At 57.5% G+C, this 18,564-nt stretch carries 18 protein-coding genes; 10 read left to right on the forward strand and 8 right to left on the reverse strand.

Annotated elements, in window-relative coordinates:
- Positions 1 to 148 precede the first annotated feature (148 nt).
- Genes ACYBHZ_RS07325 through ACYBHZ_RS07335 form a run of 3 tightly spaced genes read left to right on the forward strand, consistent with a single transcriptional unit; the run spans position 149 to position 4,423 of the window.
- A complete protein-coding gene (locus ACYBHZ_RS07325; RefSeq protein WP_460273602.1) occupies positions 149 to 898 on the forward strand; it encodes an electron transfer flavoprotein subunit beta/FixA family protein in 750 nt (249 codons plus the stop codon).
- An 18-nt stretch (positions 899 to 916) separates the two neighbouring features.
- Positions 917 to 1,849, forward strand: a complete 933-nt coding sequence (locus ACYBHZ_RS07330) for an electron transfer flavoprotein subunit alpha/FixB family protein (protein WP_460273603.1) — start codon at positions 917 to 919, stop codon at positions 1,847 to 1,849.
- A 12-nt stretch (positions 1,850 to 1,861) separates the two neighbouring features.
- Positions 1,862 to 4,423 (forward strand): GcvT family protein, encoded by a 2,562-nt coding sequence (locus tag ACYBHZ_RS07335; protein WP_460273604.1) that lies wholly within the window; start codon positions 1,862 to 1,864, stop codon positions 4,421 to 4,423.
- A 276-nt stretch (positions 4,424 to 4,699) separates the two neighbouring features.
- Here ACYBHZ_RS07335 and ACYBHZ_RS07340 read toward each other — a convergent pair whose 3' ends face one another.
- Positions 4,700 to 5,578, reverse strand: a complete 879-nt coding sequence (locus ACYBHZ_RS07340) for a LysR family transcriptional regulator (protein ID WP_460273605.1) — start codon at positions 5,576 to 5,578, stop codon at positions 4,700 to 4,702.
- A 131-nt stretch (positions 5,579 to 5,709) separates the two neighbouring features.
- Between ACYBHZ_RS07340 and ACYBHZ_RS07345 the strand changes: the two genes are divergently transcribed.
- Both ACYBHZ_RS07345 and ACYBHZ_RS07350 read left to right on the forward strand, forming a co-directional pair.
- The gene (locus tag ACYBHZ_RS07345) at positions 5,710 to 6,948 is read left to right on the forward strand and encodes an aromatic ring-hydroxylating oxygenase subunit alpha (RefSeq protein ID WP_460273606.1); all 1,239 of its coding nucleotides are present in this window, start codon (positions 5,710 to 5,712) and stop codon (positions 6,946 to 6,948) included.
- Between the two features lie 11 nt (positions 6,949 to 6,959).
- Complete coding sequence (locus ACYBHZ_RS07350) at positions 6,960 to 8,009, forward strand: FAD-binding oxidoreductase (RefSeq protein ID WP_460273607.1); 1,050 nt, start codon at positions 6,960 to 6,962, stop codon at positions 8,007 to 8,009.
- Positions 8,010 to 8,085: 76 nt separating this feature from the next.
- On the opposite strand, the gene ACYBHZ_RS07355 is transcribed toward ACYBHZ_RS07350, so the two are convergent.
- A complete protein-coding gene (locus tag ACYBHZ_RS07355) occupies positions 8,086 to 8,694 on the reverse strand; it encodes a TetR/AcrR family transcriptional regulator (protein ID WP_460273608.1) in 609 nt (202 codons plus the stop codon).
- 184 nt (positions 8,695 to 8,878) lie between these two features.
- Here ACYBHZ_RS07355 and hpbA point away from each other — a divergent pair, with 184 nt between their 5' ends.
- Complete coding sequence (hpbA, locus tag ACYBHZ_RS07360) at positions 8,879 to 10,915, forward strand: N-methyl-L-proline N-demethylase HpbA (RefSeq protein WP_460273609.1); 2,037 nt, start codon at positions 8,879 to 8,881, stop codon at positions 10,913 to 10,915.
- A 132-nt stretch (positions 10,916 to 11,047) separates the two neighbouring features.
- Positions 11,048 to 12,097, forward strand: coding sequence for an AI-2E family transporter (locus ACYBHZ_RS07365; protein WP_460273610.1), 1,050 nt, complete (start codon positions 11,048 to 11,050; stop codon positions 12,095 to 12,097).
- Between the two features lie 152 nt (positions 12,098 to 12,249).
- On the opposite strand, the gene ACYBHZ_RS07370 is transcribed toward ACYBHZ_RS07365, so the two are convergent.
- The 4 genes from ACYBHZ_RS07370 to ACYBHZ_RS07385 form a co-directional block, all read right to left on the reverse strand.
- Positions 12,250 to 12,858: a hypothetical protein gene (locus ACYBHZ_RS07370; protein WP_460273611.1), complete on the reverse strand. Its 609-nt coding sequence runs from the start codon at positions 12,856 to 12,858 to the stop codon at positions 12,250 to 12,252.
- A 587-nt stretch (positions 12,859 to 13,445) separates the two neighbouring features.
- Positions 13,446 to 15,194 carry a sensor histidine kinase gene (locus ACYBHZ_RS07375; RefSeq protein WP_460273612.1) on the reverse strand — a complete coding sequence of 583 codons (1,749 nt, stop codon included), beginning with the start codon at positions 15,192 to 15,194 and terminating at the stop codon, positions 13,446 to 13,448.
- Positions 15,191 to 15,799, reverse strand: a complete 609-nt coding sequence (locus tag ACYBHZ_RS07380; protein ID WP_460273613.1) for an RNA polymerase sigma factor — start codon at positions 15,797 to 15,799, stop codon at positions 15,191 to 15,193. The genes ACYBHZ_RS07375 and ACYBHZ_RS07380 overlap by 4 nt, the downstream gene beginning before the upstream one ends.
- Positions 15,789 to 15,941, reverse strand: a complete 153-nt coding sequence (locus ACYBHZ_RS07385; RefSeq protein WP_460273614.1) for a NepR family anti-sigma factor — start codon at positions 15,939 to 15,941, stop codon at positions 15,789 to 15,791. Before ACYBHZ_RS07385 ends, ACYBHZ_RS07380 begins: the two co-directional genes overlap by 11 nt.
- 140 nt (positions 15,942 to 16,081) lie before the next feature.
- Between ACYBHZ_RS07385 and ACYBHZ_RS07390 the strand changes: the two genes are divergently transcribed.
- Complete coding sequence (locus ACYBHZ_RS07390) at positions 16,082 to 16,894, forward strand: response regulator (RefSeq protein WP_460273615.1); 813 nt, start codon at positions 16,082 to 16,084, stop codon at positions 16,892 to 16,894.
- A 74-nt stretch (positions 16,895 to 16,968) separates the two neighbouring features.
- Here ACYBHZ_RS07390 and ACYBHZ_RS07395 read toward each other — a convergent pair whose 3' ends face one another.
- Positions 16,969 to 17,466 carry a Dps family protein gene (locus tag ACYBHZ_RS07395; protein WP_460273616.1) on the reverse strand — a complete coding sequence of 166 codons (498 nt, stop codon included), beginning with the start codon at positions 17,464 to 17,466 and terminating at the stop codon, positions 16,969 to 16,971.
- A gap of 61 nt (positions 17,467 to 17,527) precedes the next feature.
- Positions 17,528 to 17,701 carry a DUF1328 domain-containing protein gene (locus ACYBHZ_RS07400; protein ID WP_219783958.1) on the reverse strand — a complete coding sequence of 58 codons (174 nt, stop codon included), beginning with the start codon at positions 17,699 to 17,701 and terminating at the stop codon, positions 17,528 to 17,530.
- A gap of 155 nt (positions 17,702 to 17,856) precedes the next feature.
- Here ACYBHZ_RS07400 and ACYBHZ_RS07405 point away from each other — a divergent pair, with 155 nt between their 5' ends.
- Together ACYBHZ_RS07405 and ACYBHZ_RS07410 are read left to right on the forward strand one after the other, a co-directional pair.
- Positions 17,857 to 18,192 carry an ElaB/YgaM/YqjD family protein gene (locus ACYBHZ_RS07405; RefSeq protein WP_460273617.1) on the forward strand — a complete coding sequence of 112 codons (336 nt, stop codon included), beginning with the start codon at positions 17,857 to 17,859 and terminating at the stop codon, positions 18,190 to 18,192.
- A gap of 8 nt (positions 18,193 to 18,200) precedes the next feature.
- Positions 18,201 to 18,530, forward strand: coding sequence for a phage holin family protein (locus ACYBHZ_RS07410; protein WP_460273618.1), 330 nt, complete (start codon positions 18,201 to 18,203; stop codon positions 18,528 to 18,530).
- The last annotated feature ends 34 nt before the right edge of the window (positions 18,531 to 18,564 follow it).

Here is an 18,564-nt window from a genome sequence, read left to right on the forward strand (position 1 = left end):
GCATGTGTACTATACAGGGGCGTTTCCGCGACACAATACTGCCTCATGGCTTTGGGGGAGTTCTGCCCAAAGACCGTGCCTCATAAAATCAAAGAAGCGCCGGGACGCCCCCGGACCATTCTGCCTCAACAGGAAAGAGACTGTCGCAATGAAACTCTTGGTCCCGGTGAAAAGGGTCGTCGATCACAATGTGAAAATCCGTGTCAAATCCGATGGCACGGGTGTGGAATTGGCCAATGTGAAAATGTCCATGAACCCTTTCGATGAGATCGCCGTGGAAGAGGCCGTCCGTTTGAAAGAGGCCGGAAAAGCGGAAGAAGTCATCGTCGTATCCGTGGGTCCGGCGCAGGCTCAGGACGTTCTGCGCAATGCCCTCGCCATGGGAGCAGATCGCGCCATCCTGATTGAGGCCGAAGGCATTGTTGAGCCGCTCGCTGTCGCAAAGCTTCTGAAAGCCGTGGTGACGGAAGAGGCGCCCGAGATGGTGATCCTCGGCAAGCAGGCGATTGACGACGATTGCAACCAGACGGGCCAGATGCTTTCCGCTTTGTTGGGCTGGTCCCAAGCCACCTTCGCTTCCGACGTTGAGCTTGGCGACGGCATCGCGACGGTGACGCGTGAGGTCGATGGCGGGTTGCAGAAGATCGAAGTGACGCTGCCTGCCGTGGTGACCGCCGACCTGCGTCTCAATGAGCCGCGCTATGCCTCTTTGCCGAACATCATGAAGGCCAAGAAAAAGCCGCTCGACAAAAAGACCGCCGCAGATTTCGGCGTTGATACGACACGCCGTCTAAACCTTGTTCGTGTCGAAGAGCCCGCGACCCGTGAGGCTGGTGTGAAGCTCGCGACTGTGGCGGACTTGCTCGACAAACTGAAAAACGAAGCGGCTGTCCTCTGACGCCTGGGAGATATTGATATGGCCATTCTTCTTTTTGCAGACCATGACAACGCCAGCCTGTCGGACCAGACGGCCAAGGCGCTCACTGCCGCCAAGGAAATCGGCGGCGAGATCGACATTCTGATCGCCGGGCAGGGCGCGGGGGGCGCCGCTTCCGCCGCGTCGAAACTCGCCGGTGTGCGCAGCGTGATCCTCGTCGAGGATGATAGCCTTGCCGCTCAGCTCGCCGAGCCTTGCGCCGCGCTGATCCAATCGATGGCGGGCGACTATGACACCCTTATCGCACCCGCAACCACCACGGGCAAAAACGTCATGCCGCGCGTTGCGGCGCTGCTCGACGTGATGCAAGTGTCTGAAATCATTGCGGTCGAGGCGTCTGATATGTTTAAGCGCCCGATCTATGCTGGCAACGCCATTGAGGTGGTGCAATGCATCGAGACCCCGCGCGTTCTGACCGTGCGCGGCGCGAGTTTTGCGGCGGCGGAGGAGGGGGCAGAGACCCCGATCACCACCGTCAGCGCGGTTGAGGCGCCGAGCCTCTCGCGTTTTGTTGAGAACCTCTTGACCGAAAGCGACCGCCCGGAATTGGCCTCTGCGAAAATCATCCTCTCGGGTGGCCGCGCTCTGGGCTCGGAGGAGAAATTCAACGACGTGCTTACCCCCGTCGCTGACAAGCTCGGCGCGGCCATTGGTGCGTCGCGCGCGGCGGTCGATGCGGGCTATGCAGCCAACGATATGCAGGTCGGTCAGACTGGCAAGGTCGTGGCGCCCGATCTTTACATCGCCTGCGGGATTTCCGGGGCGATCCAGCACCTTGCGGGCATGAAAGACAGCAAAATCATCGTCGCGATTAACAGCGATGAAGACGCGCCGATCTTTCAGGTCGCTGATTACGGCATCGTCGGCGATCTCTTCGACATCCTGCCCGAACTTGAAAAACAAATCGCGTAACCGGAGGCCAACATGTCCAAATTTCCCGAAAAAGCACGCGTTGTCATCGTCGGTCTCGGCGGTATCGTGGGCGCATCCGTCGCCCATCACCTGATCGAGAACGGCTGGGACGACATCGTCGGCATCGACAAATCTGCGGTTCCGACCGACATCGGCTCCACCGGCCACGCGTCGGATTTCTGCTACGCCACGAGCCACGATCTTCTGTCCACCTGGACCACCATGTACTCCATGGATTTCTATGAAAAGATGGGTCACTACTCGCGGATCGGTGGACTTGAGGTCTGCCGGGTTGGCGATGACGATCGTCTGACCGAGCTGAAGCGCCGCTGCGACTCCGGTCGTGCGTTCGGCTCCAATGTGAAAATGATCTCCGCAGCGGAAGCCAAAGAGAAATTCCCGCTTCTCGAAGAAGATCAGATCCAATGCGCCATGTGGGATCCGGATGCCGGTCTTGTCGTTCCGCGTTCGCAAACTGTGGCGGGCAAGCTGGTCGATCAGGCGGAAAAGTCCGGCAAACTCAAAGTGTTTGCCAACACCCCTGCGCTTGAACTGATCACGGAGAATGGCCGCGTCAAAGGTGTCAAAACCGAGCGCGGCACGATCATGGCCGATCACGTTGTGGTCTGCGCCGGGCTTTGGGGACGTCTCATTGCCGATATGGCGGGCGAAGACCTTCCGGTCATGCCTGTCGATCACCCGCTGACCTTCTTCGGTCCCTATGATGAGTTTGCTGGCACGGGCAAAGAGATTGGCCGTCCGCTCCTGCGCGATCAGGGCAACTCCGCCTATATGCGTGACACCGGCGACCCTGCGACCACCGAAGGCGGTCAGATGGAATGGGGCTACTATTACGAAGACGAGCCCCGCATGGTTCACCCGCGCGACATTTTGGAGAAAGACCAAGCGCGCCTCGGGCCGTCAATGCGCGATCTCGTTCTGGAAGATGTGATCGAACCGCTTGAAAAGGCGATGGAATTGACGCCGATCCTCGCGGAGCTTGGGTTCAACGAAAGCCATTCCTTCAACGGGTTGCTTCAAACCACGACCGACGGCGGGCCGTCGATGGGTGAAAGCCGCAAGCTGCGCGGCCTTTGGTATGCGGTCGCGATCTGGGTCAAGGACGGCCCCGGCATGGCCAAGCTGATTGCGGATTGGATGACCTATGGTCGCACGGACATTGACCACCACGGCATCGACTATTCCCGCTTCAGTGATTTCCAGCTGACCGAAGATTTCATCTGGGATCGTTGCTATGAGACCGCGAAGAAGATCTACAACCCGCCGGTCCACCCGCGCGAACCCTTCTCGAAAGGGCGCGGCGTGCGTCGTTCGCCTTTCTATGAGCGTGAGGTCGAGCTTGGTGGCTATTTCATGGAGCTTGGCGGCTGGGAACGGGCGCATGGCTACGCGGCCAACGAGCATTTGTTGGAAAAATATGCCGATCAAGTGCCAGTGCGCGAGGCCGAATGGGACAACCGCCATTTCTGGCGTGTCTCCAACGCCGAACAGCTTGAGATGAGCGCAGATTGCGGCATCATCAACCTGTCGCACTTCCACATGACGGATATTTCCGGGCCGGATCACGTCGAGCTGATGGAATACCTTTGCGCGGCGAAAATCGGCGGTGACAACATGATCGGCAAGGGGATTTACACCCATATGCTCGATGACGAAGGCAATGTCCGGGCCGACTTTACCGTGTTCCGCATGGCGGATCGGTGCCGCCTTGTGAACGGCGCCGACGCCGGGCCGCGTGATTTGATCTACATGCAGCGTATGGCCGAAGATCGTGGGCTGGATGTCACCATCAAAGAGGTGACGGAAGAGTTCACCACCATCGGGATTTGGGGGCCGAACGCCCGCGCAAACCTCAAGAAAGTGGTCGCCGATCCGGATATGCTCGACGTCGAAAACTTCCCGTTCGCTGCGATCAAGGAGAGCGAGATCGCGGGCAAGAAAGTTTCTGCCTTCCGCATTTCCTATGTTGGCGAACAGGGCTGGGAGCTTCACATGCGCTATGAGGACGGGCTTGCCGTCTGGGACGCGCTGCGGGAGACCGGTGTGATGGCCGTGGGTGTCGAAACCTATGCGAACTCTCGCCGTTTGGAGAAATCCCTGCGCCTGCAAAACGCCGATCTGAACACGCAATACAACCTCTACGAGGCCGATCTCGCGCGTCCGAAAGTCAAAGAGGCCGACTTCCGCGGGAAGGAGAAACACCTCGAATACCGGGCACGAGAGCATCAGCCCGCGATGCTCTGCACACTCGTGATGCTGGAGCACACCGACAGCAACGGGGTGAAGCGCTATCCGAACACCACCATGCCGGTGATGGACCCGGAGACGGGGGAGGTGCTGGTCGATGAGCTGGGGCGTCGCTCCTATACCTCTTCGGTGGCCTATGGTCCGAGCGTGGGCAAGAACATCGCTCTGGCCTATCTGCCGTGGGCGTATTGTGAGAAGGGGCGGAAGCTTTCTGTGACCTATCTTGATGAAACCTATCCGGTTGAGGTCGTGGGAATCGGTTATGCGCCGCTTTACGACCCGGAAAACCTCAAGCCGCGCAGCTGATTTGCACGTCCAAAATGACGAAAAGGGCGGCTGTGTCGCCCTTTTTTTATGCGCCACGATCTGTGGTATAATATTTTTAATTGATTAATCAGTTAAAAATATCTCTCTGGTCGAGGGAATGACTGTCGCTCATTTTGGAATTATCTGCATTCATCTGACGCAGTCCCTTCCCGGTGGTTGCGCATTTTGACGAGGCCGGTTCGCGTCACCAGGCTGCGCTCATGCGTCAGTCGAAAGTTCGTGACGTAAGGCGGAGCGCAATTGCGTGACGATCCATCAACCGGTTGCGCCCACCAGCCAGTCAGCGAAATGGCGCGCGTCGCGCGACGCATCGTCATGAATGCGCAGGTAAAACGGATGCGGTGACGGAATGACCTCGGGCACAAGTCGAACAAAGCGACCGCTTTCCAGATGCTGTTGGAGCAGGCTCTCCCATCCCAAAACGGCACCCACATGGTTCTCCGCAGTGCGCAATGCGATCAGATAATTGTTCAGGAAATACCCGGGACCAGAGGCCTCCGACGCGCCTGTCTCGGATAGCCAGTCGCTCCATTCTGTCCAGCTTTGATCCGGGGATTGGGCGTGGACCAGAGGGGCTTTGGCAAGATCGGAAAGCCCTGAAATTCCGTATTTTTCTTTATAAATTGGCGTTCCGAGCGCGGAGATGCAGCCTTGGAATAAAATCCGGATGTCGCCGACGGCTTCATCGGGGTTGCCATAATGGATGCTCAAATCCGAGAGGGTCGTGCTGCCGGCTTCTTGTACGATTTGAGAGATGGATATCTCTGGATTGGAGCCCCAAAACGTCGCGAGGCGTTGCGTTAACCAGAGGCCGCTAATCGCAGGGGTGGCGGTGATGGTGACGCCGCTTTCGTCCTGCCGGTATCGAATGCGCTGAACACATTCCGAAATGGTCTCAAATCCGCGCTGAATTGCGACGAACAACAAGGCCCCGGCTTGGGTCAGTTCCACGCCGCGAAACTTGCGTGTGAACATCGGCTGGCCGAGGTCCTGTTCAAGCGATTTGATGCGATGGCTGACCGCCGCAGGGGTCACGTTCAGTTCGGCTGCCGCGTCTTTGAAGCTCAGGTGGCGGGCCGTGGCCTCGAAGCAGGACAGGTCGCCCAGAGATGGCAGGTCGTAGGAGCGGGGCATGGGGGGCTTTCAAATGGTGTTTCTAAGTTATCGCATTATCTATAGTAAACTCAGTTGAATTTTTTATCCATTGTCAAGATCACCTGTCTTGCGCCTCCTGAGTCTAGAAACATCGCCTTCAGGATCCCGCTATGATGAGCAAGACCCCCCCTCTGACCGATTTGCTGGCCCAGCATAAAGACGGCTTTTCGCTGGCACAGGCTTTTTACTGTTCCGATGAGATTTACAAAGAAGATCTCAACGCAATCTTCTATCGCGACTGGCTTTTTGTCCTGCCTGCCTGTCAGCTCGCCGAAGCCGGTAGCTACGAGCGCATCAAGATTGGTGCTTATGACGTGATCGTCATCCGCGACAATGAAGGTGGCGTTCAGGCGTTCCACAATTCCTGCCGCCACCGCGGCTCTGTGATCTGTAGCGCCAAAAACGGCAAGGTCGCCAAGTTGACCTGCCCTTATCACCAGTGGACCTATGATCTGGATGGCTCGCTCGTCTGGGCGCGCGACATGGACGAAAACTTTGATCCGTCGAAGTTTGGGCTGAAGCCTGTGCACTGCCGGACGGTCGCTGGCCTCGTCTATATCTGCCTCGCGGATGAAGCCCCGGATTTCGACGCCTTCGCCGACACTGTGCGCCCTTATCTCGAAGTGCACGATCTCGAAAACGCCAAGGTCGCCTATTCCTCGACGATCATCGAGAAGGGCAACTGGAAGCTCGTTTGGGAGAACAACCGCGAGTGTTATCACTGTGCGGGCAACCACCCGGACCTGTGTCGCACCTATCCGGAAGATCCGTCGATCACGGGCGTGTCGCCCGATGGGACGTTCCCGGAGAAGGTCGAAGAACACTTTTCCCGTCTTGAAAACCTCGGTGCGCCTGCGCGCTTCCGCATGGCCGAAGATGGTCAATATCGGGTTGCTCGTATGCCGCTGCTCGACGGGGCAGAAAGCTATACGCTGACCGGTAAGATCGCGGTCGAAAAGCGCCTCGGCACGGTGCCGGTGCTCGATGCGGGCTCGTTGCTGTTGTTCAACTACCCGACAACGTGGAACCACTTCCTCACCGATCACTCGATCACCTTCCGCGTGATCCCGCTTGGCCCGCAGGAAACCGCCGTGACCACCACCTGGCTGGTGAACAAAGATGCCGTGGACGGGATGGATTACAGCCTGCCGAACCTCACGCGCGTCTGGGTGAATACCAATGACGAAGACCGTCAGGTGGTCGAGGACAACCAGGCGGGGATCAATTCGCCGGCCTATGAGCCGGGGCCGTATTCGGCGATCCATGAGGACGGCGTGATCCAGTTCGTGAGCTGGTATCTTGAGAAAATGCGCGCCTTTACCGCGCCCGAAGCCCTCGCGGCGGAGTGAAGGAGATGAACATGGCCCCAGCCCAAGCCCTCATCCCCTGGACCGACAGTGAGCCTTTGGAATGCGTCTCGATCAAACGCGAGAACGCCAATACGGCGACCGTGTGTTTTCAGGCGCCCTCCGGTAAGCCCTTCGTGTTCCGTGCAGGCCAGTTCATCACGCTGGAACTGCCGGTGCCGGGCGGTCCGTTCTATCGCACCTACACGATCTCCTCGCCGCCGACCCGGCCGTTTTCTCTGACCGTCACCGTGAAGGCGCAGGAAGGCTCCATCGGCACGCGCTGGATGCTCGACTACCTTCAGCCCGGCATGATGATCAAAGCCATGGGGCCCGCAGGCCAGTTCACCACCGCGAATGCGCCAGCGGAGAAATACCTGTTCCTCTCGGCGGGGTCTGGCATCACGCCGATGATTTCCATGACGACGGAGATGTTCGATCTTGGTCGCAAATGCGATGTGATGTTCGTGAACTGCGCGCGTTGCCCGTCAGAAATCATTTTCCGCGACCGCCTTGAAAACATGGCGCGGCGGTTTGAGGGGATCGATATCAAATGGGTCGTGGAAGAGCCCGAGCCGTTCCAACCTTGGACCGGTTACAAGGGACGTCTTGATCACGCCATGCTGCGCCTGCTGGCGCCGGATTTCCGGGAGCGTGAAGTGTTCTGTTGCGGGCCGGAGCCGTTCATGGGCTCGGTTCAAAACGCGCTCAACACGCTTGGCTATGACATGAACCGCTACCATCAGGAAAGCTTTGCCGCGCCGGAAGAAACTCCGGAAAGCCTGCATTGGCGCGATGGCGAGCAGGTCGAACTGTCCTTTGATGCGACCGGCGTCACCTATATTGCCAATGAGCATCAGACGCTGTTGTCGGCGGCACATGCGGCGGGGATCAAAATCCCCAACGCCTGTGGCTTCGGGGCCTGCGGCAGCTGTAAGGTGAAAAAGACCTCCGGCGAGGTCGAGATGAACCACAACGGCGGTATTACGGAGCAGGAGATTGCGGACGGTTACGTGCTGGCGTGCTGCTCTTACCCGAAAGGGCCTCTGGCGCTGGATGTCTGATAGGTTTGCGCTCAGGGCGGGGATGTCTCGCCCTGAGTGGTTCGATTAAGAGCGTTGCAATGGATCGGCCTGACGCTCACCCGATCAGACCTGCCCGAAGGCGCGCGATTTCACGGGCGTCTGGCGTCTTTCCGGTGAAGATTTCGACGTAATTGGACAGTCGGGACATACGTGTGTCGAGCGTTTCCTGCACCTGCATCGAGATATAGCCGATCTGAACAAGGTAGATCGTGCGCGCCCGCACATCGGCATCCTGTTCGTCATGTCCCCAACGCATCAACATGGTCCGCAGCGCGGTCAGACGCTCGACATCTGCGGCCTGTAGCTGCTCCATCGTCTGCGCATCCTGCAGCGCCCAGCTTCGCACCGCGAATTCAAACCGCGCGTCAAAGCTCTGATCGTTCAGAAAACATCCGATGACGTTGAGCATGGCTTCGGTTTCGGTCTCCGCATAGGTCAGCGTCGACTTCGCGAGCGGCTCGGTGGTGCGGGCTTTCCAGTTCTCGCGCAACTCTTTGAGCAACGCCTCGCGGTCTTTGAAGAACCAATAGAAGCTGGTGCGGGACAGGTTGAGCTGTTGCGCGAGCGGCATGATTTTCACGGCCTCAACGCCGCCTTCGACGAGGGCGTTATGGGCCGCATTCAGCCAGGCCTCGCGCGATCCGCGTTCTGTTTTGTCGGTCATGGCTCTCTTCCTGTCAGGCGCTTCTCTCTGGCGCGGCGTGAGTTGTTTTTGGGCAAATGCGTCTCTGTCGTCAAGCTGTATGTACATATATGTCATTTAAATTGACACGTGTGTACATTGCGTTTCAAGCTTTCCCTATTCCCCGACTCGGGGCGCGCCAGAATAAGAGAAAACAGGGAAGATCATGACCAACGATCCTTTGCTCCAGCCATTCCAGCTCAAGCATCTCACCTTGAAGAACCGCATCATGATTTCGAGCCATGAGCCCGCTTATCCTGAAGACGGAATGCCCAAGGAGCGCTATCTGGCCTACCATCTGGAGCGCGCGCGGGCAGGGGTGGCGCTGACCATGACGGCAGGATCGGCCTCTGTTGCGCGCGATAGCCCGCCGGTGTTCAACAACATTCTCGCATGGAAAGACGAGGTGGTCGGCCATATGCGCAAACTTACGGATGCCTGCCATGATGAAGGCTGCGCCGTGATGATCCAGCTCACGCATTTGGGGCGGCGGACGCGGTGGGACAAGGCCGATTGGCTGCCCGTTGTCTCGCCGAGCCATGAACGTGAAGCCGCCCACCGCGCTTTTCCGAAAAAGATGGAAGATTGGGACATTGCCCGCATCATCGGTGATTATGCCGATGCGGCGGAGCGGATGCAGGCGGCGGGGCTCGACGGGATCGAAATTCAAGCTTACGGCCATCTCATGGATCAGTTCTGGTCGCCCCTGACCAATGAACTCGATGGCCCCTATGGCGGCTCACTCGACAATCGACTGCGGTTTACCTTCGATGTGCTGCGTGAAATCCGAAAGCGCTGTGGCGAGGAATTTCTGGTTGGCGTGCGCTACACGGGCGATGAAAAACTTCCCGGCGGGTTCACGTCTGAGGAAGGGTTTGAGGTCTCCAAGCGGTTTAAAACCAGTGGCTTGGTGGACTTTCTGAATGTGGTGCGCGGTCATATCGACACGGACGCGGGGCTCACGGATGTGATCCCGGTTCAGGGCATGAAAAACGCGCCGCATCTGGAGTTTGCGGGGGAGATCAAACAGGCGACGGATTTCCCGACCTTCCACGCCGCCAAAATCTCGGACGTGGCCACGGCGCGCTATGCCATTTCCGCCGGAAAGGTCGATATGATCGGCATGACCCGTGCGCATATGGCCGATCCGCATATCGTCCGCAAAATCACGACGGGGCGCGAAGACGAGATCCGGCCCTGTGTCGGTGCGAACTACTGTCTCGACCGGATTTATCAGGGCGGGATGGCCTTTTGTCTGCACAACCCGGCGACGGGGCGCGAGTTGACGATGCCGCATCACATTGCCCCTGCGGACCGCTCCAAGCGGGTGACGATTGTCGGCGCGGGGCCGGCGGGGCTTGAGGCCGCGCGTGTGGCCGCCGAGCGCGGGCATAGTGTGACGGTCCTGGAAGCTGCGGACAAACCCGGCGGACAAATTCGCCTGACCAGTTTGCAGGAGCGGCGGCGGGAGATGATTTCCATCATCGACTGGCGGTTCGCGCAATGCGAAAAGCTTGGCGTTCACTTTGAATTCAATCGTTACGCCGAAGTCGAAGACGTCCTTGAGACCACGCCAGACGAGGTGATTATCGCGACGGGAGGTCTTCCGCATACGGAGGTCTTGCAGGAGGGGAATGATCTCGTGGTGTCCGCTTGGGACATTCTCGCGGGCGATGAGAAACCCGGCCGCAATGTGCTTGTCTATGACGATGCGGGCGATCATGCAGGGCTTCAGGCCGCCGATCTGATCTCAGACACCGGCGCCCATGTGGAGATCGTCACCCCGGACCGCAGTTTCGCGCCGGAGGTCATGGGGATGAACCTTGTGCCCTATATGCGTGCGCTACAGGGGCGGGACACAGTGTTCACCGTCACATGGCGTCTGCAATCGGTGGCGCGCGACGGCAATATGCTGCGGGCGACGCTGGGCAGCGATTATGGCGAGTTCCTGCGGCATCGCGAGGTGGATCAGGTGGTCGTGAACCACGGCACCCGTCCACTCGACGAACTCTATTTCGAGTTGAAACCGATGAGCCGTAACCTTGGTGAATTGGACTATGACGCCTTGGTGTCCGGGGATGCGCAGACCGTTGTGCCCAACCCAGACGCTGATTTTCGTCTCTTTCGCGTCGGCGATGCCGTGTCCTGCCGGAACACCCACGCGGCGATCTACGATGCGCTGCGACTTGTGAAAGGGCTGTGACATCGAAAAGCGCGTCGAACAGGTTCATATTTGCGAGCCCGTTCGGCGGTTCACCGCGACTAGGGGGATGAAACGCAGTTTTTAGGAACTTCCTTTGACGGCGGCGCGTTGTGTCGTCAAACGGAGAACTCCATGACGCGCAGCGCTCAAAGGCATTGGGCCTTAATTATCTTGACGTTCATCGCCGTAATCGCGGCTCTTGATCTTTCTCAGGCCCTCTTAGCACCCTTCACACTGGCTTTCGTGTGTGCGGTGGTCTTGTCCCCCGTGTCCGCGCTTTGGAAACGATTGAAGGTGCCTCCGACTTTGGGGGCATTGCTCAGTTTCTGCATCGTGCTGACCATTCTCGCGGCGCTTATCATTCTGACCGAGCCGCTGGTGGAGCAGGCCTATAGCCAAATCCCGAGCATCAAATATGAGTTGAAAGAAGGTGTCAGCCATCTGCGTCACATGTTTCGTGGGATCAGCGAAGTGACCAAGGAAGTGCAGGACACAATCTCGTCGGAGGCTGGCGCGGAAGATGCCGCGCAGTCTGTCAGTTTACCCTCGCTTGGCGACGCTCTGTTCGCAGCACCCTCTCTGATCGCGCAGGTGCTTCTGTTCGCCGGGGCGCTGTTCTTTATCCTGCTGGCCCGAGACACGGTATATGAGGGGATATCGAAGCTGCATGCACGGGCGCCTTCGCTTGTCTGCCTGCGCGGGGCCGACGCGCGTGTGTCCCGCTATTTTCTGACCATCACGATCATCAACACATGTTTCGGCACGATTGTCGCTGGCGCTTTCGCCGCGCTGGGTCTGCCCGGAGCGATGCTTTGGGGTGTTGTGGCGGCTTTGATGAACTTCATTGTCTACATCGGACCGGCGATGGTTGCGGTGTCGCTTGTGGTCGCCGGGTTCATGGCCTTCGAAGGTGCAGCCTCGTTCGCACCGGCCGCGATTTTCATCGCGCTCAATACGTTGGAAGGTCAGTTTGTCACGCCCACGCTGGTGGGGCGGCATATGGAGGTCAACCCGCTTCTGGTGTTCCTGTCGCTGTGTTTCTGGCTCTGGCTTTGGGGCCCGGTCGGCGGCTTTGTCGCGATCCCGCTGCTGGTCTGGGGCCTGGCCGTGTTCAACGGGTTTGGTGAGGATGAAGCGCAGGCCAAAGACGCTGCGCCGGAAATGCCATATGAAACCCGATAAGAGAGCTGCTAAATTACAGTCGGATCATGCGGCAGTGTTGCAAGTACGCTTTGAGGTCAGAATAACAAAAGTAAATACCAAAGTGCGCGCGCGCAACATCGCACCATCGCGCACACCTGATGCGATCTGTTCTCTAAACGACAGTACAGCCATTAGAGATTCAATTTCCGTTTTTTAAAGATGACCAAAAGAAGATAAATAGGCATGAGACCAAAGAGATGAAGCCCCATCATTATGGCCCCGACCCAAGGCCACATAAAGATGACAGGTGGTCTTTCATCACTCAACAAAAGAACATAGGGGGCAAGGAGAACTAAAATAAAAAGCAGTAGCGCCCCTCGGGCTTGTCTCCAATACCCGCGCCAACATAACGGGCCAAGAGGCAGCGCCTTGCCTGTCTTCACCACCTTCTTCAGGAAAACCCGATAGTAGAGCAAGACTTGAGCGGGAACCATGACAAACACCATTGCCGTCATGATAAACAGGTGACATCCGGCATATTGACTGGTGGCTGCAAGCCGGTCGAAGAGCGCGAGCGGCATAGGTGCCCAAGAGAGGCCCTGCCGGATCGCAATAAAGACAGCCGGCCCACCGAGCTTACAAATCGCATAGGGTACGGCGATATAGAGGGCCAACACGAGATAGAATATCGGCTTCATTCGGTCGAATGCTGCGCGCAGTTCCGGCGTTTCATCCCGCGATACGCAATAATAGGGCGACTGTTTATTTGCAAAGGCCAGTGCAGGGTTTTCTTTGGTCATAAAACACTCTGCTTTACTCTTTGGGGGCACAATTTCTCATACACGATAGGGCTATATCGAAAAACGTAGGACAGTATTTGTTTTCCACACGGAATCTGCTCGAAGATGCGCTCTTGATGAGCCGCCTTCGCAAACGCCCGCGCCGCGATCAGTCTCAGAAATCCGCGAAATCAAAAGAGTATTCCTCCAAAACCTACACCAACTTTATTCGTGAAAATGCAAACTATGCTCAACCTTTGGTAGACAAACCTAAGAGCAGCAGTCAATCACTCTCTAAACAAACCATGCAATTACCCTTGCCCTACAGAAAGATGCCCACAAAACAAAAACTGTCCAAAATGTGGAATGGTAATTTGATATCCGAGTGCGTGCTCCCAAATGCCGAGGCTTTCGTGGAATACATCGGCAGCGAATGTCCGGTTTCCCGCCCGGCCTTGCAAAATCTTCGCAGATGCGGCGAGGACTGCGGACTTGCCGCGAACGGCAGCTCCGTCCCGCACGAAATTATGGCCTGTCCGGCGATCCTCTTTAGACCAGTCGCTAAACCAAATGAGACGTGTATGCGCAAAGAGGGACGCACACAGGTCTCAGTCCATCTCGGAGATATTGCTATCTGTCAGGGTCTCGTCAAAAGCTGCGATCGGGAAATCTACGATGATGCTGTAGAGATCGTCCTCATCAGCAACCTCTAGTTTCCCGCCCAGTTGATGGGAGAAGGCCTTGATGAGGTTGGTCCCGAGCCCGGTGCCGCCCACTTGTTCCGGCGGCAAAAGTGGAATTCCTTTGGTGTTCGCGATGCTGAGCCGCGCGGTTGTGGGATCGATGGTTTTCAAGCTCACCTCGATCTTCGGGATACCGTCACTGGGGCGACCTATATATTTCATCGCATTGGTGACAGCCTCAGTGGCCAGCAGCGACAGCGGCACCGCTTGATCGGGGTAAAGCACAATCGGGTCGTACTCTTCGGTGCTTTTCAGATGCGCTTCATTCGCGACGCCTGCATTGACCAGTTTACTGATTGTGCTGCGCAAAAACTCGTCGGCGCGCACCCGACCTTCGGTGGTCGTCTCGTACAGGCTGCGGTGCACCGTGGCGATCCCCATCACGCGGCCCTGTACCTCTTTGAGGGCGAAGCGCGCCTCCGGGGTTTTGGCTTTGCGAACCTTCATGTTCACAATGGAGACAATGAGTTGAAGGTTGTTCTTAACCCTATGATGGACCTCTTTGAGCAAGACGGATTTGTCGTGGATCGTATCCTCAAGTTCCGCCTCATCTCGGATCACGGTTTCCGCCAGATCACGCCATGCGCGGTCAATCTCGCGCAACTCGCGCGGCAATCCCCGATCAATTTTGTCCCGCTCGTGCCGCCGCGTGACCGCAAAAGTTCTCATATCGCGGCTCAGGCGGCGGATGTGTTTGATGGCGAGCCCGTGGACGGCAAAATAGGCCACACCCAGACTGGTCAACCACATCGCAATCGGAAAGATCATCGGGGTGGCCATGGCAAGCCCGGGGGCGACGGCAACGCGCTCTTGGGGCCAACTGCCGATGGCATAGACCTGATCAGGCAGGATCGGCACGACCGCGAAGACGCGGCTCTCTCCGTCATTGGTTTTGTCGGAAAAGGACACCCGGTAGCGGCCCGTCAACTCGACCAGAGGACGCCGCGCAGGCAAACGCTCATAGACGCCTTCAAGCCCTCCGGCTGCACTTAGAATTTCGCCTTCCTTATTGAAGGTAATGACCTCGACAGGGCGATCGAGGGTGGGGTCTTCCAATGTCATGCGGGCTTCGGTGTGGGGCAGGGAGACCGACACATAACCGTCAAAGACGCCGTTGCGAAACACCGGCGCGGACAAGGCAATCACGGTTGTTTCGCTGATGGGCGCGTCGAAAATAAGATCGCTGCGCGGCGCAGGATCTTTGAGCATACCCGTGTAAACTTCCTTGCCTTTGAAGTCGTAGCCAGTGGTGCTTGTGCCGCATTTCAAGATCCCGTCCTTGCCCACATAACCGGCAAAAGAGAAGGCGTCATTGACCTTGATAAAGTCTTTAAAGACCTGACTACATTCTGCGGTTCCGGGCTCCATGGCGGGCATAACCGCCGCCAGAGCATCGGTCGCGCCAAAGCCCGTCCGGATATAGGCCTCCTCGCCAGCGGCAGCTTGTGCCGTCAAAGTCAGCAAATTGCTCTGCGCTCTCTCGTTCGCGGCTTCCGTAAACTGATGGGTGATGGAAACCGCGATGAGACCGATGGGGAAAAGGGCAACCGACAGGAGAGCCGCGATGCGCAGGCCGAGCCCATCGAGATGGAGCCGCCGAAGACTTATTTTCACGCAGCGCTCCCCCGCGACGGCACGGCGGCGCTCATCACAGCCATGGTTTTCTGATCGGTCAGCTCAAGCGGTGCGCCTTCTTCCAGCTCCAACAGTTCGGTCAGCCTTTGTCTTGCGCGATTGACCCGGCTTTTGATCGTGCCGACGGCCACTTCGCAGGTTTCTGCGGCTTCTTCATAAGAAAACCCCATCGCGCCCACGAGCATCAAGGCCTCACGCTGTTCGGATTTGAGCTGGACGAAAGCCTCTTCGAAATCAGCCATGGCGAGGCGCCCGTCATGAGCCGGTTTCTCCGCGAGGGTGGAAGCAAGAACGCCATCCGTATCCTGAACTTCGCGTTTCCGTTTGCGTCGGTCGGAATAGAAGGTGTTGCGCAAGATGGTGAACAACCACGCGCGCATATTGGTCCCGACCTGAAAGGACGACAGGTTTTTCCAGGCTTTGATCACCGCATCCTGCACCAGATCGTCGGCCTGCGACGGGTTTCGGGTGAGGCTGAGGGCAAAAGCACGCATTGCAGGAAGATGGGTCACGATCTCTTCGCGCGGATCGAGCGCCGGACCAGTTTGGTCTCCGGCATTGGTCGGAGTGTCCTCAGTGGTCATTTTGGGCATCCTGTTGCTTGAGCTGCTCAATCAACTCCATAAACCGGTCGGGAATCTCTTCCTCAAGCGTCTTTTGATAAACGCGTTTTAAATTTTCCTCGATTTGCTCATCTAGCTCGTGTTTTGATTTTTGCTGCGCCATTGTCTCTTCCGTCTCGGGTGTCTCTTCCGTCTCGGGTTGTCTCAGAAACGTCATCCCGAAAAAATTTAACATCATTTCGGGAACCAAACGCTGTTCCCCGGCGTTTGGTTCCCGAGAAATCGAAAAAAAGGACAAAATATATGTCGACAGCTCCGACTGAGAAGAAACTGTCCCTGATTGTGGCCAGTCTTCTACCCTATTTGCGTCGCTATGCACGGGCACTGACTGGGGATCAACGGACCGGGGACAAATATGCGGCGACCACGCTTGAGGCTCTTTTGAGTGATCGCTCTGTGTTTGAACAGATCGAAAGCCCGAAGGTGGCTTTGTTCCATGCGTTTCACCTGATCTGGTCGAGCGCCGGGGCACCGACGGGCGAGGATGAAAGCGGCATTGCAAAACGCGCTCAGGCACACCTGCGTCGTCTCACCCCGAACACCCGTGAAGCACTTCTTCTTCACACGATCGAAGAGTTCACTCTTGATGAAGTCGCAGAGATCATGGGCACGGATGTCGATGAGGTCGAGCATTTCCTGACCGTCGCCGAAACCGAAATGGCCGCGAGCATTCAGGGCCGTGTGATGGTGATCGAGGACGAAGCCATCATCGCGCTCGATTTGCAGGGCATCGTGTCCGACATGGGCCATTTGATCACAGGTGTCGCAAGCACCGCGCGCGAAGCGGTGAAGCTGGCGGCTGAAACCAAGCCCGATCTGATCCTCTCCGACATTCAGCTTGCCGACGGATCGTCCGGCATCGATGCGGTGAATGACATTCTGAAAGGGACGGCCGATATTCCGGTGATTTTCATCACCGCCTTCCCGGAACGTCTTCTGACCGGGGAACGCCCGGAGCCGGCCTTCGTCATCACCAAGCCCTACAGCGAAGAACAGGTGCGGTCTGCCGTGTCGCAGGCGATGTTCTTCTCCAGCACGGAAACTCTGGTGTCCTGAGCTGAGCTTATTCAACAAGAAAGCGCCCCGCTGGTTTTCCAGCGGGGCGCTTTTTCGTTCTGATTTTCGAAACATTACGATTTGGCAATCGCTCGAAGCATCCAGGCCGCTTTCTCGTGAGAGGCCGCGCGCGCAACCGCCAGATCGCCCGTCACGTCATCATTATGATCTTCGGCAAGCTTGATGAGCTTGTGAAGTTGCGCCGCGAGTTGCTCGTGATCGCTGGCCAGATCGGCCACCATTTCATGAGCACTCGGGGATTTCGGTGCGTCTTTCACTTTCGCCCCATCAAGAACGTCGCGGACCGACATCGGCGCCAGTTGGCCCAAGGCACGAATACGCTCCGCCAGATCGTCGGTGGCCTGAAACAGTTCGCCATATTGTTCTTCGGTCAGCGTATGGATGCTGTAGAACATCGGGCCTTCGACATTCCAGTGATAGATATGCGTCTTCAGGAGAAGCGTATAGGTGTCAGTCAAAGCCTGCGCGAGACCCTCCGCCACGACTTTCGGGGCGTTGACCCCGGTGTTGATCGACGTGCTTTCGGGAATGGTTTCAAGAATATCTGCCATGATCTGCTCCTGTGTTTGATCTTCTGTGAATGTCTGTGTGCTGCGCGAGGGGCGCGCCGGATTAAACCGGCGGCTTACCCCGCACTGCGCGTGCGACCATCGCCAGCAAGAACAGGACGATGAAGATGAAGAAGAGGATCTGTGCGATCCCAGCCGATGCGCTTGCGATACCACCGAAGCCGAAAACCCCGGCGATAATCGCGACGATAAGAAAAGTAAGTGCCCAACCAAGCATTGGAATCTCCTTATTTGCGATTGTGTTCTGCGCCGTGAGGCGCGCTCTGGGAAATCAACGTCGCCTTCGCGGAATTGGTTCCAAACATAATTTTCGGAACAATTTCTCTGAGGGCCGCGTTGGGTCAGCAACATGGAAACGAAAGGAGATTTACAATGGCTCGCGCTCAAACCAATGGGACTCGCAATGCTGTGGAACAATCCTCTGCCGAACTTTCTGCTCAGATTGAATCGTTGAAAGCTGATGTGGCAGAGCTGACCAGCACCTTGGCTGACTATGGTCGCGCCCAGAAAGCGCAGCTCGGCGCTGCTGCGGAAGACAAATATGAAACCGCGAAGAAAATGGGTGCGGAAACGGCTGAGCAGGCCCGTGAAAAGGCGCGGGACGCCTATGCCGGTGCGGAGAAAGCCGTGCGGGCAAACCCCGCTGCGTCTGTTGGCATCGCCGCTGGCGTCGGTTTTCTTGTTGGTCTCATGACGTCCCGTCGCTGAGATTCAACATGTTGAATGCTATTCAGACACATCTGGCCCGGGGTGCGCGTCGCGCGCTCTGGGCCTCTGTCGGCATGGTGTTGCTCCTAACCGGCCTCGGTTTCCTGACGGTTGCACTCTGGCTTGTGCTGTCCGCTCTGTACGAGGGCCAATTCGCTGCCCTAGTGATCGGCTTGGGATATGTCGGCGCGGGGCTGATCGTGTTGGGGCTTGGCGTCAAACGCCCTGAGACAGACTCTCAGTGTCCCGACCCGCAGCGCCCCGCGACCGGCCCGTTCGAACAAGTCATGATCGCATTTTTCGAAGGGGTTCAGGCGGGCAAGATGGCACGCAAGTAAAGGGCATTGCCGTTCTCTTCGCCTCTTGCCGCCC

It is taken from the genome of Celeribacter sp. ULVN23_4, assembly GCF_054788345.1.

Coding starts and splice junctions, on each gene's coding strand:
- ACYBHZ_RS07325 (WP_460273602.1), top strand. CDS start 149: ATGAAACTCTTGGTCCCGGTGAAAAGGGTCGTCGATCACAATGTGAAA.
- ACYBHZ_RS07330 (WP_460273603.1), top strand. CDS start 917: ATGGCCATTCTTCTTTTTGCAGACCATGACAACGCCAGCCTGTCGGAC.
- ACYBHZ_RS07335 (WP_460273604.1), top strand. CDS start 1,862: ATGTCCAAATTTCCCGAAAAAGCACGCGTTGTCATCGTCGGTCTCGGC.
- ACYBHZ_RS07340 (WP_460273605.1), bottom strand. CDS start 5,578: ATGCCCCGCTCCTACGACCTGCCATCTCTGGGCGACCTGTCCTGCTTC.
- ACYBHZ_RS07345 (WP_460273606.1), top strand. CDS start 5,710: ATGATGAGCAAGACCCCCCCTCTGACCGATTTGCTGGCCCAGCATAAA.
- ACYBHZ_RS07350 (WP_460273607.1), top strand. CDS start 6,960: ATGGCCCCAGCCCAAGCCCTCATCCCCTGGACCGACAGTGAGCCTTTG.
- ACYBHZ_RS07355 (WP_460273608.1), bottom strand. CDS start 8,694: ATGACCGACAAAACAGAACGCGGATCGCGCGAGGCCTGGCTGAATGCG.
- hpbA (WP_460273609.1), top strand. CDS start 8,879: ATGACCAACGATCCTTTGCTCCAGCCATTCCAGCTCAAGCATCTCACC.
- ACYBHZ_RS07365 (WP_460273610.1), top strand. CDS start 11,048: ATGACGCGCAGCGCTCAAAGGCATTGGGCCTTAATTATCTTGACGTTC.
- ACYBHZ_RS07370 (WP_460273611.1), bottom strand. CDS start 12,858: ATGACCAAAGAAAACCCTGCACTGGCCTTTGCAAATAAACAGTCGCCC.
- ACYBHZ_RS07380 (WP_460273613.1), bottom strand. CDS start 15,799: ATGACCACTGAGGACACTCCGACCAATGCCGGAGACCAAACTGGTCCG.
- ACYBHZ_RS07385 (WP_460273614.1), bottom strand. CDS start 15,941: ATGGCGCAGCAAAAATCAAAACACGAGCTAGATGAGCAAATCGAGGAA.
- ACYBHZ_RS07390 (WP_460273615.1), top strand. CDS start 16,082: ATGTCGACAGCTCCGACTGAGAAGAAACTGTCCCTGATTGTGGCCAGT.
- ACYBHZ_RS07395 (WP_460273616.1), bottom strand. CDS start 17,466: ATGGCAGATATTCTTGAAACCATTCCCGAAAGCACGTCGATCAACACC.
- ACYBHZ_RS07400 (WP_219783958.1), bottom strand. CDS start 17,701: ATGCTTGGTTGGGCACTTACTTTTCTTATCGTCGCGATTATCGCCGGG.
- ACYBHZ_RS07405 (WP_460273617.1), top strand. CDS start 17,857: ATGGCTCGCGCTCAAACCAATGGGACTCGCAATGCTGTGGAACAATCC.
- ACYBHZ_RS07410 (WP_460273618.1), top strand. CDS start 18,201: ATGTTGAATGCTATTCAGACACATCTGGCCCGGGGTGCGCGTCGCGCG.